This window comes from Undibacterium paludis (genome assembly GCF_022568815.1).
In the GTDB taxonomy this organism is placed as follows: Bacteria; Pseudomonadota; Gammaproteobacteria; order Burkholderiales; family Burkholderiaceae_D; genus Undibacterium.
The window spans coordinates 345482-360313 of sequence record NZ_JAKZHX010000003.1 but is presented as its reverse complement, the minus strand read 5'-3'; the positions used below and the strand labels follow the sequence as shown (position 1 = coordinate 360313).

At 51.4% G+C, this 14832-nt stretch carries 14 protein-coding genes and 2 tRNA genes; 9 read left to right on the top strand and 7 right to left on the bottom strand.

Annotated features, from left to right (window positions below):
- The first annotated feature begins 118 nt into the window (after positions 1 to 118).
- The 3 genes from LZ463_RS08330 to LZ463_RS08320 all read left to right on the top strand — a co-directional run bounded on the left by LZ463_RS08330 (position 119) and on the right by LZ463_RS08320 (position 2628).
- Entirely contained in the window at positions 119 to 1996 is a 1878-nt protein-coding gene (locus tag LZ463_RS08330) for a potassium transporter Kup (RefSeq protein WP_241455134.1), read from the top strand.
- Positions 1997 to 2053: 57 nt separating this feature from the next.
- Positions 2054 to 2130: transfer RNA gene (locus LZ463_RS08325), tRNA-Arg, on the top strand.
- Positions 2131 to 2551: 421 nt separating this feature from the next.
- Positions 2552 to 2628, top strand: a tRNA-Arg gene (locus LZ463_RS08320).
- A gap of 106 nt (positions 2629 to 2734) precedes the next feature.
- Here LZ463_RS08320 and LZ463_RS08315 read toward each other — a convergent pair.
- Positions 2735 to 3133, bottom strand: a complete 399-nt coding sequence (locus tag LZ463_RS08315) for a thioredoxin family protein (RefSeq protein WP_241455133.1) — start codon at positions 3131 to 3133, stop codon at positions 2735 to 2737.
- An 85-nt stretch (positions 3134 to 3218) separates the two neighbouring features.
- On the opposite strand from LZ463_RS08315, the gene tsaB reads away from it, so the two are divergent.
- Genes tsaB through LZ463_RS08295 form a run of 4 tightly spaced genes read left to right on the top strand, consistent with a single transcriptional unit; the run spans position 3219 to position 6277 of the window.
- Positions 3219 to 3923, top strand: coding sequence for a tRNA (adenosine(37)-N6)-threonylcarbamoyltransferase complex dimerization subunit type 1 TsaB (tsaB, locus tag LZ463_RS08310; protein ID WP_241455132.1), 705 nt, complete (start codon positions 3219 to 3221; stop codon positions 3921 to 3923).
- Between the two features lie 4 nt (positions 3924 to 3927).
- A complete protein-coding gene (gene rimI / locus LZ463_RS08305; protein ID WP_241455131.1) occupies positions 3928 to 4392 on the top strand; it encodes a ribosomal protein S18-alanine N-acetyltransferase in 465 nt (154 codons plus the stop codon).
- Positions 4393 to 4397: 5 nt separating this feature from the next.
- Positions 4398 to 5306, top strand: coding sequence for a uracil-DNA glycosylase (locus tag LZ463_RS08300; protein ID WP_241455172.1), 909 nt, complete (start codon positions 4398 to 4400; stop codon positions 5304 to 5306).
- Positions 5273 to 6277 carry a DUF1853 family protein gene (locus LZ463_RS08295; protein ID WP_241455130.1) on the top strand — a complete coding sequence of 335 codons (1005 nt, stop codon included), beginning with the start codon at positions 5273 to 5275 and terminating at the stop codon, positions 6275 to 6277. Before LZ463_RS08300 ends, LZ463_RS08295 begins: the two co-directional genes overlap by 34 nt.
- A 26-nt stretch (positions 6278 to 6303) precedes the next feature.
- On the opposite strand, the gene lplT is transcribed toward LZ463_RS08295, so the two are convergent.
- Entirely contained in the window at positions 6304 to 7566 is a 1263-nt protein-coding gene (gene lplT, locus LZ463_RS08290) for a lysophospholipid transporter LplT (protein ID WP_241455129.1), read from the bottom strand.
- A gap of 169 nt (positions 7567 to 7735) precedes the next feature.
- Between lplT and radA the strand changes: the two genes are divergently transcribed.
- The gene (gene radA, locus LZ463_RS08285; protein WP_241455128.1) at positions 7736 to 9115 is read left to right on the top strand and encodes a DNA repair protein RadA; all 1380 of its coding nucleotides are present in this window, start codon (positions 7736 to 7738) and stop codon (positions 9113 to 9115) included.
- Positions 9116 to 9182: 67 nt separating this feature from the next.
- Here radA and hpnE read toward each other — a convergent pair whose 3' ends face one another.
- Together hpnE and hpnD are read right to left on the bottom strand one after the other, a co-directional pair.
- Positions 9183 to 10565 carry a hydroxysqualene dehydroxylase HpnE gene (hpnE, locus tag LZ463_RS08280; RefSeq protein ID WP_241455127.1) on the bottom strand — a complete coding sequence of 461 codons (1383 nt, stop codon included), beginning with the start codon at positions 10563 to 10565 and terminating at the stop codon, positions 9183 to 9185.
- Positions 10558 to 11391 carry a presqualene diphosphate synthase HpnD gene (gene hpnD, locus LZ463_RS08275; protein WP_241455126.1) on the bottom strand — a complete coding sequence of 278 codons (834 nt, stop codon included), beginning with the start codon at positions 11389 to 11391 and terminating at the stop codon, positions 10558 to 10560. Before hpnD ends, hpnE begins: the two co-directional genes overlap by 8 nt.
- Positions 11392 to 11758: 367 nt before the next feature.
- On the opposite strand from hpnD, the gene LZ463_RS08270 reads away from it, so the two are divergent.
- Positions 11759 to 12598 carry a hypothetical protein gene (locus tag LZ463_RS08270; protein WP_241455125.1) on the top strand — a complete coding sequence of 280 codons (840 nt, stop codon included), beginning with the start codon at positions 11759 to 11761 and terminating at the stop codon, positions 12596 to 12598.
- Positions 12599 to 12745: 147 nt separating this feature from the next.
- Here LZ463_RS08270 and LZ463_RS08265 read toward each other — a convergent pair whose 3' ends face one another.
- The 3 genes from LZ463_RS08265 to hpnC form a co-directional block, all read right to left on the bottom strand.
- Positions 12746 to 13474, bottom strand: a complete 729-nt coding sequence (locus LZ463_RS08265; RefSeq protein ID WP_241455124.1) for a M24 family metallopeptidase — start codon at positions 13472 to 13474, stop codon at positions 12746 to 12748.
- Positions 13475 to 13484: 10 nt separating this feature from the next.
- Entirely contained in the window at positions 13485 to 13661 is a 177-nt protein-coding gene (locus LZ463_RS08260) for a hypothetical protein (RefSeq protein WP_241455123.1), read from the bottom strand.
- A 285-nt stretch (positions 13662 to 13946) separates the two neighbouring features.
- Positions 13947 to 14765 carry a squalene synthase HpnC gene (hpnC, locus tag LZ463_RS08255; RefSeq protein WP_241455122.1) on the bottom strand — a complete coding sequence of 273 codons (819 nt, stop codon included), beginning with the start codon at positions 14763 to 14765 and terminating at the stop codon, positions 13947 to 13949.
- Positions 14766 to 14832 lie beyond the last annotated feature (67 nt).

The following is a 14832-nucleotide window of genomic DNA, read 5'->3' as shown; positions in this document are numbered from 1 at the left end:
GGTGATGGAAAACGCTTGAATTTGATCCTTGTCAAGTGTCCTTTTTTTGCAGCAGTGACTTGAAAATCTGTCCGGAATCACCTATTGTGCAATGCACCAATAATAACAAGGTACACAATTGGCTAATCAACACACTAAAAGCAGTCTCGCCGCATTAACACTGGCTGCTGTCGGCATCGTTTACGGCGATATAGGTACGAGTCCTCTTTACACGATGAAAGAGGTATTTTCAAAAGAGCATGGTCTACAACTGACTGATGCGAATATTTTCGGCGTGGTTTCGCTTATCGTCTGGGGTTTGATCATCATCGTGGCAATCAAGTATGTCACTTTGATCCTCCGGGCAGATAACCGGGGTGAGGGCGGTATCATGGCGCTGACCGCGCTGGCGCTCGAATCTGTTGGTAAATCTTCCAAATGGCATTTCACCTTGCTGGTACTGGGTCTGTTTGGGGCCGCGCTGTTTTATGGGGATGGCGTCATTACCCCGGCAATTTCAGTCCTCTCAGCAATAGAGGGTCTGGAAGTCGCCACGCCGGCATTTACCCCCTACGTGGTGCCAATCACACTGATTGTGCTGTTGCTTTTGTATTCTGTGCAATATAAAGGTACTGCCGGGATAGGCAAATGGTTTGGCCCCATTATGGTTATCTGGTTTCTCGTCCTCGCAGGCATGGGTTTGTACAATATCGCCAAGATGCCAGGCGTATTGTGGGCGCTTAATCCTGTTCACGCCTTCAATTTTTTGACAGCACATAAAATGCTGGCGTTTTTGGCTCTGGGTGCAGTTGTCCTTGCCTTTACTGGTGCCGAAGCTTTGTACGCGGACATGGGCCATTTTGGTAGCAGGCCAATCCGAGCTGCCTGGTTCATGATCGTATTTCCCTCATTGGCGGTCAATTATCTTGGTCAGGGTGCATTGTTGCTGGCTAATCCCGCTGCGGTTGGCAATCCTTTTTATCAGCAACTGGGAGCCTGGAGTGTTTATCCATTGGTCATCCTGTCGACGATAGCAACCGTGATTGCCTCACAGGCGACGATTTCCGGTACCTTCTCCATGACCAAGCAGGCGATCTCGCTGGGTATCATGCCAAGGATGGAAATCGTACATACATCGTCCAAAGAGATCGGTCAGATTTATATCCCGGCCGTCAATTGGCTGCAGTTGGCCGTTGTAGTCGCAGCAGTGGTTGGATTTGGTTCTTCTTCAGCGCTTGCTTCCGCTTACGGTATTGCCGTGACCGGCACCATGCTCGTGACTTCATTACTGACTTTCTTCGTCATCCGTTATGGCTGGAAATACAATCCGTTGCTGTGTTTTGGTGCGACCGGATTTTTCCTGTTTATTGATGTGGCCCTGTTCTCTGCCAATGCGCTGAAGTTCTTCCATGGTGGCTGGTTCCCCGTGGTGCTGGGCATCGTCATGTTTACACTGATGATGACCTGGAAGCGCGGGCGCGAACTGGTATTTGACAATCTGAAAAAACACGCGATACCGCTGGAAGATTTTCTGGGGTCGCTGTTTGTATCCCCTCCGGTAAGGGTGGCTGGTACTGCGGTGTTTTTGCGTGGCGAGGCCGACGGCGTGCCTCATGCGCTCCTGCATAATCTTTCACATAACAAGATTTTGCATGAGCGCGTGGTTTTCCTGACATTGCATAACCGTGAGATTCCCTGGGTACCATTTTCCGAGCGTGTGCGGGTGACCGATCTTGGCAACGCCTGTTACCAGATCGATGTTTATTACGGTTTCAAGAATGAACCAGATATCCCGGGCGCCCTGGCCCTGTGTGCTCCTTATGGCTTGACATTTGAAGCCATGGAGACGTCATACTTCATTTCACGCCAGACCATCATCTCCAGTCCTGGTAGTGGCATGGCAATGTGGCGCGAGAGTGTTTTTGTCGCCATGTCTCGTATTGCCCGTGATGCTGCCGATTTTTACCAGATACCGAGCAATCGCGTTATTGAAGTCGGCTCTCAGGTGGAAATCTAAAAAAATGGCATGGGTGCTTATCAAATGAAAATGCCTGTGCTATAATCTTGGTCTTTCGCGGCTGTAGCTCAGCTGGATAGAGTACTTGGCTACGAACCAAGGGGTCGTGGGTTCGATTCCTGCCAGCCGCACCAGATTCAAGGGACTAGATGAAAATCTAGTCCCTTTTGTCTTTTCAGGTCATGCAAGAAAACGCCTGGGCGGTGTTTTGTGAATTTTTCCCGATATTTGTTGAGATTGTCCGCCAAGGCTGGCTTTGTTGTCGCTTGTAAATGGCAGCTGATTATCGTTGGATGGTGTTGATCTGATATCTGGCTGATTGATCGTATTCCTTTCGGGGATGTTGTTTTGATCATGGTTTTACCGAAATTATTTTGCTCAGGCGTCAGTATCAGTTGTTGCCTGCTTCTTGTTCAGTCTTTGATCGGCTCTCGTTTTTCGGGTTGGATTGGTGGTGGGTATTGAGGTAAATACACCTGTTTTCACCTAAAGTCGAAATAATCTAAACCTTGGGGCTTTTCATTTCATCTGAATCTCGCTATAATCTTGTTTTTCGCGGCTGTAGCTCAGCTGGATAGAGTACTTGGCTACGAACCAAGGGGTCGTGGGTTCGATTCCTGCCAGCCGCACCAGATTCAAGGGACTAGATGCAAATCTAGTCCCTTTTGTCTTTTCTGTGTCTGATTTTCTCATGTGCTCCCGAGCGAAAGTCATCGCTCAGAAGAGCATGGGGGCTTGTCAGGTGTTCATAATGAGTTTGCGGATATTCCAGTCTGGCGGTGCATCCTGATTCAGGGCGCTACGCTGATTTCCAGCATCGGGCAATTTTTCTGTCATTGACAAGATCAGTCGCTGCAACTGCATGGGATCTGGCAAGACGGTGCCAAAAAACACCACCTGGTCACGGTGCTGTATCAGTATGGTCGGGAAGTTCTGTATATCGACTTCATCAACCAGATGGGCCTGGTCTTCAATGTCTATCCAGGCGAAACATTTGTCCATATGTTGCGTCATCAAGGCATCAAAACTGTCACGATAAGCCGTGCAGGTATCGCACCAGGCTGCGCACAGACAGGCGATCAGCCAGTCTTTTTTCAACAGTTCGGCCTTGATGGCGGAGAGGTCTTCGGTATTCATTATCGCGTTCATGGTGTGATTTTAACCTATCTTGGCGCAGCTAAAAGCCAGCCTTGAAATGGGCGGAACACGGTAAAATACGCAAATGACCAGAATTTTAGCAATTGAAACTTCCACAGAGCTCGCCACAGCAGCATTGCTGACAGATGAGCGCATATTGATCCGTGAACTCAACGGTGTACAAACGCATTCACAGGGTATTTTGCCGGCGATACAGTCTTTGTTGATGGAAGCAGGTATCCGTTTGCGTGATTGTGATGCCATCGCCTTTGGATGCGGACCGGGCGCATTTACCGGCATACGTACAGCTTGTGGCATCGTCCAGGGTTTGGCTTATGGTGCAGACTTGGCTGTGCTGCCAGTCGTCAGCCTGCTTGCTATGGCGCAGGCTGCGCGTGAGCAGAGCCAGGCTGAGCAATTTGTCTGCATACTTGATGCCCGCATGAACGAAGTGTATTGGGCTCAATATCGGTTTGATGATGCGGGTTGGGTAGAGGTCAGCGCACCGGCACTGAACAGTCTGGACCAGGCACTGGCGGGCATTACTCTGGAGTCGGCACAACTGGTGCTTGGCAATGGTTTGAACCTGCCTGAATCTGCCGGTACAAAATTTGCCAGCATGAATTGCATGCCACATGCGAAGCAGATACTGAGCCTTGCCACCCTTGATTTTGCAGCAGGGCGCAGTGTGCCGGCAGATCAGGCGCAACCCTTGTATTTGCGTAACAAGATTGCCCTGACGACCGCTGAGCGCGAACAAGTCAAAGCGCAAACTGCTGAAAGAGTCTGAAGTCATGGAAATGAATGCAAGCATGGCGCACTTTGGCAAGCTTGGGTTTGCCGATATTGATAATATACTGACGATAGAAGAGCGGGTGTACGCCTACCCTTGGTCGCGCGGGAATTTTACTGATTCCTTTCTGAGTGGCTATGAAGCATTTGGCTTCCGCGATAGCGGACATGAGATTGTTGCCTATTTCGTGGTAATGCAAGTACTTGATGAGTTGCACCTGTTGAATTTCGCCGTTGACCTGCCTTATCAGGGTAGGGGTAATGGCAAGCTATTGATGGACAGGCTGTTTGCTTATGCCAACGAGCATGCCTATGCATCCATTTTGCTGGAAGTCAGGCGCAGCAACGCACGTGCCATTGCCGTGTACGAAAATGCCGGTTTCAGTTCCATCGGCGTGCGCAAGGGATATTACCCTGCACATGAAAATCAGCGCGAAGATGCCATCGTCATGCGGAGGATGTGTTGATGCAAATGAATGATCAACATTACAGGCAAAGGGCGTTGCAGGAATTGGGCGTTGGACCTGTATGGTTGCTGCGCCAGGCAGAAGTGGCTACGTCTGTTCAGGTCGCAGGTGCCGCCGACATTGTCGTCGCTGACGAACCGCTACAACATGATGTGACGCGAGAGGCTGGGTCTGAGCAGCCTGCCAGGTCGACTCAGGGTGCGACTGCAGATAACCCTGCAGATGTAGATGTTTATGCTACAAGGGAAGAAAAAGCTGCGGTCGTCTTGCCGGTTGAGCCTCTTATTGAAGTCATCGCCCCCGAAGCAAATCCGGCTTCACAGCAAGTGTTACCCACATCGGCGTTGTCCTGGGATGCACTGCAACCCATGGTGGAGACCTGTGTCAGTTGCGGACTTTGCAAAGGCCGTAAGAAGGCGGTTTTCGGTACCGGCGACAGGCAGGCAAAATGGTTGTTTGTTGGTGAAGGTCCTGGCTATAACGAAAATATTCAGGGCCTTCCTTTTGTTGGCGCGGCAGGACAACTGCTCGACAATATGCTCAAGGCCCTGGGGATGCAGCGCGGTGATCAAACCTATATAGCAAACATCGTCAAATGCCGCCCGACGGATGGGCAAGGCAAGGACCGACCGCCGACCCCGGATGAAGTGGCAGCCTGTCTGCCTTATCTGCACAGACAGATTGCCCTGATACAGCCGCAAGTCATCGTTGCGCTTGGCAAGACTGCTGCGGTCTCCCTGCTTGGCCTGGATATGGAAACGCCGATAGGGCAATTGCGTGGCAAGGTCCATCAATTCCAGGGCATACCTATGGTGGCGACGTATCACCCTGCTTATCTCTTGCGCAAGCCAACGGAAAAGAGCAAAGCCTGGATAGACTTATGCCAGGCACAAAAAGCCTTGCCCGTCAGTTGATGGATATGTCAGGGTACCAGCAGGATTTTCATTGTCAATGGCAGCATCTGCATAATCCCCATGTACGGGCTCTCGCCTGGATGCTGAGCTCACCTGTCTTGCTGGATACCAATGCTCATGTCTGGCAGGGGGCAATTGCACCGGTACCGGTCAAAGACAGCACTGCTTTGCAAATCTGGTTGGGAAAGCTTGACAAGCATCCTGATGCCCTGCTTGAATTGTTGCAGCAGCATCCCTCGCGACGCCTGGGACTGTATGCCGAGACGCTGTTTGAGTTCTACCTCAGTGAGCATGGTTTATTGCATGTGCATGGCCTGCAAGTGCATAACAAGGGGGCAAATACCATAGGTGAATTTGATTTCATACTGCGGTCGGGGTCAGGCTTCGCTCATTGGGAGTTGGCGACCAAATTCTATCTTTATCACCCTGGGACAAAAGCTGGGCCTGGTGATCTATATGACTATCTTGGCCCCAATCTGGCCGATAGCCTGGGGGCAAAGTTGCGCAAGATACTGGGGCCGCAACTGGCCCTGTCGCGTCACCCGCTGGCACAGGCTGTTTTGCCTGGAACTGTGACAGAGGTCAGGGCATTGGTTCTGGGGTGGCTGTTTTATCGTGAGCCGGATAATCCCAGTCTGTTGCAGCCGGGGCTGGCGGCGGGCCTGAATGCACATCACTGTCGCGGTACAATCTGGACTCTGGATGATTTACCGGGTCTTGATTTTGCACAGGCTCTGATGCTGGATCGTCTGGACTGGCTTGCTCCGGCGCAAGTCAGCCTTGGCAAAACGCAAGACAGGGCGGATATCATCAACGCCCTGAAAAATTATTTTGACAATTTTGACTCACCCGTCATGCTCGCGTTGATGCAGGAAAATCAGGGGGCGATGCAGGAATATCAGCGCGGCATGGTCGTGCCAGTTGACTGGTTTGCCCGTGCCAGCGCGCTGGAATTGAAGCGCGCCGACTAAACGGACCAAGACTACTTCAGCAGAAATCAGTGCTTATGTTCGCCTATCAGCGCCAGTGAATCAAATTCACGCTGATTGGCTGCATGTTTGCGCATCACCATATACATGGTGCTGGCAACAAACAGACCAAACAGGACAATGACAATCATGATGTCAAAATTCAGCCATATCATCAGTGCATAAATTGCAAGCATGGTCAGAACTGACAGGTTTTCATTGAAATTCTGTACCGCGATGGAATGACCGGCACTCATCAGGACGTGACCGCGGTGCTGCAACAAGGCATTCATCGGTACCACGAAGAACCCGGCCAGTGCACCAACCAGTATTAGCAGAGGATAGGCTATCCAGACATCGTGCACAAAAATCATGGTGATGACAACCAGGCCCATGCCTACACCCAGCGGCATGACACTCAATGATTTTTTCAGAGGGACAAACTGCGCTGCGGCGACTGCACCCAGGGCGACGCCTACGGCAACTACGCCTTGCAAAATGGCCGCCTTGTCCAAAGGCATGTGCAGGGATTTTTCTGCCCACTTCAGCACGATGAATTGCAGTGTTGCACCAGTGCCCCAGAACAGTGTGGTGACCGCCAGCGAGATCTGGCCAAGCTTGTCTTTCCACAAAACAGTGAAGCAGTCGGCGAACTCAACGATAAGTTTGACGGGATTCTTTTGCTGGTGTTTGTAGCGTGCACCTGTATCCGGAATCTTGAGGTTGAAGAGGGCTGCAAGTCCATAACAACCGGTGATGACAGTCATTGCTGCCTGAGAGGCTGTATTGATGGGGAAGTCAATCATGGGGAAATCAAGACTCAGCAGCATATTTGATACCCTGGGGTTAACCAGGGCACCGCCGAGTACTGTACCAAAAATAATGGAAGAGACTGTCAGGCCCTCTATCCAACCATTGGCAGCGACCAGTTTTTCTGGTGGCAGCAACTCGGTGAGTATGCCGTATTTTGCCGGAGAATAGGCAGCAGCGCCAAACCCCACTACGCCATAAGCCACCAGGGGGTGAACATGAACAAACATCAGCAGGCAGCCGACGACCTTGATCATATTGGTCAGCAACATCACTTTGCCCTTGGGTAAAGAGTCGGCAAATGCACCGACAAATGCTGCCAGCAAGACGTATGACAAGACAAAAAATAGTTTCAACAGCGGCGACATCCACGCTGGCTCCTTCATGCTAGCCAGTACGGCCATCGCGGCTATCAGTAATGCATTGTCGGCCAACGAGGAAAAAAACTGGGCCGCCATGATCGTATAAAAACCGCGCTTCATGCTTTATTCATGCTCTATATCTACCTGCTACGAAATGTCACTGGCATGCTTTATACCATGAAAATTGTGCGGAATTAGTGAAATAAGGCAAGCTAACCGCCAATTACTGGGTAAAATATCAGTGTTTTTACTGAAAATGAAAGCAGTTACTGCTTATTAGGGTTTGCAAATGGCGAAAGCGAAAACCAATTTTACGTGCACCGAATGCGGCGGCATCGTCAACAAATGGGCTGGGCAATGCCCATCCTGCGGACAATGGAATACTCTGGTTGAAACCATAGTAGAAGCTGTTGGCAACCGCTTTTCTGCCAAACCGCAAGGCTTGGCGCAATCGGCGCCGGTCCTGAATCTGGCAGAAATCGAAGCCATCGATGTGCCGCGTTTTGGTACGGACATTGATGAATTTGACCGTGTTCTTGGTGGTGGCCTGGTGCCGGGCGGCGTGGTGCTGATAGGTGGCGACCCTGGCATAGGTAAATCCACTTTATTGCTGCAAGCCCTGGCCAACCTCGCCCGTGTCAAGAAGGTGTTGTATGTCAGCGGTGAAGAGTCCGGTGCGCAAATCGCCTTGCGCGCCAAGCGCCTGTCACTCGATGCCAAGGATCTGCAATTGCAGGCTGAGATACAGCTGGAAAAAATCCTCAATACCCTGGCTGAGCATAGGCCGCAGGTGGTGGTCATTGATTCCATACAGACCATGTATTCTGACGCCTTGAGTTCTGCCCCTGGTTCGGTTGCGCAGGTGCGTGAATGTGCGGCACAACTGACGCGTATAGCCAAAACCATGGATGTGACCATGATACTGGTCGGCCATGTCACCAAAGAGGGGGCGTTGGCCGGCCCGCGCGTGCTTGAGCATATTGTCGATACGGTGTTGTATTTTGAGGGTGATACGCATTCCAGTTTCCGCCTGGTGCGCGCCATCAAGAATCGTTTTGGCGCTGTCAATGAACTGGGCGTGTTTGCCATGACAGAAAAGGGTTTGAAAGGCGTATCCAATCCTTCTGCCTTGTTCCTTTCCCAGCACGATACCCAGGTGGCCGGTTCCTGTGTGATGGTGACGCAGGAAGGTACCAGGCCCTTGCTGGTGGAAATCCAGGCCCTGGTGGACAGTTCGCATGCACCGAATGCCCGGCGTTTGTCGGTGGGGCTGGAACAAAATCGCCTGGCCATGTTGCTGGCCGTCTTGCACAGGCATGCAGGCGTTGCTGCTTTTGATCAGGATGTCTTTATTAATGCGGTTGGTGGCGTCAAGATTGCCGAGCCTGCTGCGGACCTGGCAGTGCTGCTGGCGATTAATTCATCCATGCGCAACAAACCTCTGCCCAGGGGGCTGGTGGTATTCGGTGAAGTGGGCCTGGCAGGCGAAATACGGCCGGCACCACGTGGTCAGGAGCGTCTGCGCGAAGCGGCAAAACTTGGCTTTTCCATTGCCATGATACCGAAGTCAAATGCGCCAAAACAAAAAATAGAAGGCCTGACCATCATAGGTGTGGACAGGATAGAAGAGGCTCTGAGCAAAATCCGCGATGTGGACAGCAATATGTAAAACAGCTTGTGTGGTCAAGGATGAAGCGCATTGACTTCGTCTTTGACCAGCAGTGCTCATTCGCCGGTCAAGCCAGCTTGAAATCAGACTGGACGGCAATGCTGGCCGCTACGCCACTGCGCACGGCACCTTCTATGGTTGCCGGGTAGTCGCCCTTGGTATAGTCACCCGCCAGGTATAGTCCGGTGTATGCAGTGCGATTCTCTGGCCTGATCAGCCCTGGTGCGCAGCTGAATGTGGCGCGTTTTTCTGAGATGCATTTAAACCAGAGAGGTTGCGCCAGTTCTGGCATATCCAGGCTCTGCGCCAGTTGCCTGGCGATATCAGCGGCCAGTTCCGCCTGGTCAAGCTCACATGCCTGCACCGATACGCTGACAACAACAGCGAGCAAGCCTGCCTGATCGCTACGTAATTGACCACGATCGAACACATACTGCCCCCATTTTTTTTCAGACGGACTATCGAGCAGAGCCAGCATAGGGCGCAGCAGGCGCAGCTTTTCTGCATATTGCAGATAGCAGGTGGTGATGGCTTCGTACTGCATCACTGTTGTCTGGTTGGCTGACCTTGATGTCGGTTCGCTTGCGGGCAGTGTACCCAGCAACCTGTTGGCATTGGCAAAATCAGTGGCCAGTATCACGGCGTCATAGCTTGTTATGCTGGTATTTTCCGTATCTTGCTTCAGTCTCAACTGCCATTTGCCTTGTGCATCCTGGTCGATGGCGTTGACCGTCTGTGCGAGCAAAACCTGGCCCCCTTTTTGCCTGATGAAGGCAGCAGCTTGCTCCGGGAACAGGGCAGACAAATCAACACGCGGTATCAGCATGTCGGAAGACGCTCGACTGGCGCCCAGGCTGTCACGCAGTACATTCAGGAATACCTGGGCCGATGCCTTCTCCGGTGCAGTGTTTAGGGCTGCAATACAAAGCGGGTTCCACATCAGGCGGCATAGCCGTGGTGTCTGGTCAAAACGTTCCAGCAATTCGGTGACGCTGCAGTCCTGGTGCAATTGCCAGCCCATCCAGCGTGCGGTGGATGAAAACCTGGCAAGGGCCAGTTTATCCTCAAATGCAAGTCCTTTTGCCCTGACCAGCGCAAAGAGCAGGTGTGCGGGGGCCGGCAAACCGGGCGCGATAAAAGACATGCCATCTTCGCGCTCCGGGTACACCATTTGCAAAGGTAGTTTCAGCAAGGCCCGATCTGTGTCGACACCGACCTTGCGCATCAGGCGCAAACTATCCTTATATGCGCCAAGCAAAATATGCTGGCCATTGTCGAGTTGCCGGTCCTGTATGGCAAAACCGCGGGCGCGTCCACCGAGGATACGGCTGGTTTCAAACAGACTAACCTGCGCGCCTTGCTCTGCGAGCTCGCAAGCTGCGGCACAGCCGGCCCAGCCTGCACCAATGACAGCGACAGCTTTGTCTTTCAGGGTATTTTGTTTAGCCACGGACGTAGGTTTTCCAGGCCAGCCATAATTTGCGGATGGGCGTCAGTGAGATGCGTTGATTGAGTACATGGAAGCCATCGCGTTGTATTTCCACCAGCAGGGTGCGGTAAATTGCCGCCATGATCAGGCCAGTTCTCTGTGCCTTCCTGTCTTCTGGCGGTAACAGTGCAAAGGCTTCGTCATACAGTTTTTGCGCACGTTCATACTGGAACTGCATCATGGTTTCAAATTGCGGACTGTGACGGGCATTGAGAATATCGGCAGCTGTTACCGAAAACTGCTGTAATTCATTGACGGGCAGGTAAATCCTGCCTTTGCGGGCATCCTCACCGACGTCGCGGATGATATTGGTCATTTGAAAAGCCAGGCCAAGTTTTTCGGCAAATACCCGGGTTTGCGGATTAGTAATACCAAAAATGCTGGCTGACAGGATGCCGACCACGCCTGCCACATGCCAACAATATTTCTGTAGCGCGGGGAAGTCAAGGTAACGAGTCTGGTTCAAATCCATTTCCATGCCATCGATGATCGCTGTCAGGTGAGAGCCCTCAAGCTGGTAGGTGCTCATGTGGGGGAGTAATGCCTTGGTGACTGGATGGGTGGGTTGCCCGGTCAGCATGGCCTGGATTTCCTGACGCCACCAGCTCAGCTTGCTGCGTGCAACCATGTCGTCGCTGCTTTCATCAACGACGTCATCGACTTCACGACAAAACGCATACAGGGCGGTAATTGCCTGCCTTCTGGGCTGTGGAAGAAAAAGAAAACTGTAGTAAAAACTCGAGCCACTTTGTGCAGCTTTTTGCTGGCAATATTCGTCTGGGGACATGCTTGATGGTCTGGTAAGTGGCGGCGGCAAATGCCAAAAAAGTAGCTATGTTAACAAACTGTGGCTAAGCTCACAAATCTTGTGCGGAGCTTACCTTACATGACAATTGTGAAATGATTATTAATTATGCAGATATTGCCATTGTAAAGGTGTTTTTAATGTAAATTTCTCGCGAAGATGCTTTAAGTAGATATGCTGCGGAACCTTGTGCCCCTGGTAAAGTCTGATCGTGCCGTAACAGATTGTAATGGAAATGAAGAATTGTCTCCTTAATCATGGCTAACTCGTATAATAGGCGGCGATAATTGCGTTCCTCAAAACGCAGCTTTTGAAAAAACACTCAATTCGGACAATCATCTTGAATAAAATGAAATTAACAGCAGTAATGCTTGGTATTGGTATCGTCGCCGCCGGATGTGGCGGTTTTGTGTATACCACGGTGGGTGGAACGGTGACTGGACTGGGTACTGGCAATACGCTGGTGTTGCGCAATGAGGCCAATTACACGCAAACACTGACGGCAGACGGTACATTTTCATTCAATGTGGCGAGTAATGCCAATTACGCGATTACCGTGCTGACCCAGCCAAATACTGTTAATTGCGCCGTGGCAAACGGCACAGGCAGAATGACCGGTGAAAGCTCGGTTAACAATATTGCGGTGAGCTGTACGCCGAATGTACAGATTGGCGGCACACTGAGCGGTATGTCGGACACGGGCTCCATCACCTTGTATAACAATGCAGCAACGACAGCGACAGTTACTGCGAATGGCAGTTTCCTGTTCCCTAACTATGTGGTCAATGGTGGCGCCTATGACATCACCGTTGGCGTACCTCCTGCCGCACAATATTGTACAGTTGCTAATGGCAAGGGTGTTGCCAGCCTGGCTAACCCTGCGGCGGCACTGACTGCAAGCGTGACTTGCATACCAGCTACGCCGGTCAAGTTTACCGTTAATGGCTTGACTGCTGGCCTGGTGCTGACAGTTGCCAATACTGTCAATGGTTATGTTGATAACTATACAGTGACCGCACCGGGCAACTATGCTTTCGGCTGGAGCTGGTTGAATGGCACGCCATTCAGTATAAGTGTGGTGACGCAGCCAACGGGGCAAACATGTAAGATTACCGGTGCTACCGGGACCGTCATTGAGTCTAATCCAGCGGCATCCGCAAACATTGTTGTGGATTGCGCCAAGACTTGACCGAACTGTAGCGGGCTTTGCCAATGGCGGGCCCCGTTTGTGCATGCAGAAAAAGGATGGCACTATCCACAAAAAGCCGTACAGTTATGATCTGTACGGCTTTTTCTCTATGTCGCTGCGTTGTCAGTCTTGTTTGAGGGGCCGCCCCTACAGTTCTTCCAGTTTGCCCTGATCATTGAAATAGAAGATGCCTTCGTGCTTGAAACCCCATTTGCCGCCTTTGAGGCGGATGAAAGGTTCAAAGCTGAAAAATCCGACTTCGCCTAATTCCAGGTTATTGTCCGAGTGGATGAACTGCCTGTCATCACGATCCGTGACGATGCTGTGGCCGACATTGTTGCGATAGTCGAGATTCACAAAACCATTTTGACGTATGCGTAAATTGGCCCAGTCAAATAATTGACCAAAACTGGTCTTGGGGGTTACCACCTCCAGCATCTGCGCGTGCAGGTGTCTCTGGAAGCACAGGCCATTGCGAAATTCGAGCAATTGCGGCGTCTGGGTGACCCGGCCATTTTCAATGGGGAAAGAGCGTGCACAATCTCCCCAGAATTGCTCGTGCATGGGGCTCAGGTCCACAGTGACCAGGTTGGCGTTACCTACCGCTTCTGCAGCCGGCTGGTAATCGCGGCCAGATATGGACATGCAACTACGTGTGCCCAATAAAACCAGGGCAGGGCAGCTGTGGTACCAGGTGTCAGTATAGCCAGACTCGCACAGCATCGCATACGCTTTGTCGGCGATGCTTTGCTCGGTGTCTTCCGAAGTAATCACGCCAGCAAGGCGCGCGAGCACTGCCTTGGCGGCGGTCTGTATTTCCCTGTGCTTGGCAATTTGTGCTGCGGTCGGCATGATGGGCAATTGGCTGATGTACAAGATAGATGGCTTACTTGTTCTGGTTGTTGTTCTGATTGCTGTTGTCACTTGAACTGCCAGTCGCTGCTCTGACGCCTGCCCGTGTCACATCGACGGCCGTCCCAACGACTGCGCTGCCGACTTTGACTGTGGTCGATACTGCGGCATCGGCAATGGCAATAACGGTGCAGCCATGTAGTGGCAACAAACATAGTAGGAAAGCACATCGGCTTATGCAAGTGAGGCAGGTTCGACTGATTGGCAAGGTATGCTCCGGAAATAGATGAAGGATTCGTGGGCCGCGTTAGTTGCGCAGTCTCTCACCAATACCTGATTAGAGTGAATTGCGGGTATGATTTATTTTAAATTCAATCCCGGATAACTCCTACTGCTATCGTAGTAAACATGTATGAGAAATGCCCCGGCTAACAGATTTTGACAAGGTGGGATAAGGCGCAATCGGTTGCTATGCCTGTGCCCCGGACCAGAGCATTCAATGTGACTGCATCTTGTAAGCGCGCCAGGCTATTTTCAGCCAGTCTGCCTTGCCCAGTTTAGGCCTGTGTCTGAAGACATCGGCTTCGACTGCTTCGATTTTTTCGAGTATGCGCAGACCACCCTGTACAACCAGCCGCAATTCCCAGCCTATCCTGCCTGGCAGGCGTTTGGTCAGGCCGCTGCCGGACAGCATCATGTTTCTGGCTCGGCCTGTCTGGAAGCGCATGAGTGATCGCCAGTCTTCGTTAAGCATGCCGTTGGCGATATGCTGCTCGCTGATGCCAAAGCGGCTGATGTCATCTAGTGGTAGGTAAATGCGTTGCTTTTGCCAGTCTATGGCGACATCCTGCCAAAAATTGATCAATTGCAGTGCGCTGCATATGGCGTTTGAATCACGCAAATTGTCGGGTGTGGCAGCCCGGTAAAGATGCAGCATCAAGGTGCCAACGGGGTTGGCCGAGCGTGCACAATAGTCAAGCAATTGAGGGAAATCGGCATACCGAGTGGTCACGACATCCTGTTTGAAGGCAGACAATAAATCGCGAAAGCATTGTAGTGGTAGCTGGAATTCCTTGATGACGGCAGACAAGTCCTTGAATAGTTGCGATTCGCTGCTACTATTTTTTTCTATGCCGTCGAGTTCGCTTTCATATTTACTCAATTCCATCAATCTTTGCTCTGGGCTGGCATCGCCCTCGTCGGCAATGTCATCGGCGCTGCGTGCGAAAGCATAGATGATTTTTACCGCAGGTCTTAGACTTGCTGGTAAAAGCAATGAGGCAACCGGGAAATTTTCGTAATGGTTAACAGACATTTTCAGGGGTTTTAGAGATTTTAAAGGTGTTTCTGGAAAAGAATGTAATGAAAAAGCTTAATGACTG

Bases quoted from the DNA above. Each gene is read 5' to 3' on its own strand.
- radA (WP_241455128.1), top strand. From the start codon at position 7,736: ATGGCGAAAGCGAAAACCAATTTTACGTGCACCGAATGCGGCGGCATC.
- rimI (WP_241455131.1), top strand. From the start codon at position 3,928: ATGGAAATGAATGCAAGCATGGCGCACTTTGGCAAGCTTGGGTTTGCC.
- LZ463_RS08295 (WP_241455130.1), top strand. From the start codon at position 5,273: ATGCCAGGCACAAAAAGCCTTGCCCGTCAGTTGATGGATATGTCAGGG.
- hpnD (WP_241455126.1), bottom strand. From the start codon at position 11,391: ATGTCCCCAGACGAATATTGCCAGCAAAAAGCTGCACAAAGTGGCTCG.
- LZ463_RS08300 (WP_241455172.1), top strand. From the start codon at position 4,398: ATGAATGATCAACATTACAGGCAAAGGGCGTTGCAGGAATTGGGCGTT.
- hpnC (WP_241455122.1), bottom strand. From the start codon at position 14,765: ATGTCTGTTAACCATTACGAAAATTTCCCGGTTGCCTCATTGCTTTTA.
- LZ463_RS08315 (WP_241455133.1), bottom strand. From the start codon at position 3,133: ATGAATACCGAAGACCTCTCCGCCATCAAGGCCGAACTGTTGAAAAAA.
- LZ463_RS08270 (WP_241455125.1), top strand. From the start codon at position 11,759: ATGAAATTAACAGCAGTAATGCTTGGTATTGGTATCGTCGCCGCCGGA.
- lplT (WP_241455129.1), bottom strand. From the start codon at position 7,566: ATGAAGCGCGGTTTTTATACGATCATGGCGGCCCAGTTTTTTTCCTCG.
- tsaB (WP_241455132.1), top strand. From the start codon at position 3,219: ATGACCAGAATTTTAGCAATTGAAACTTCCACAGAGCTCGCCACAGCA.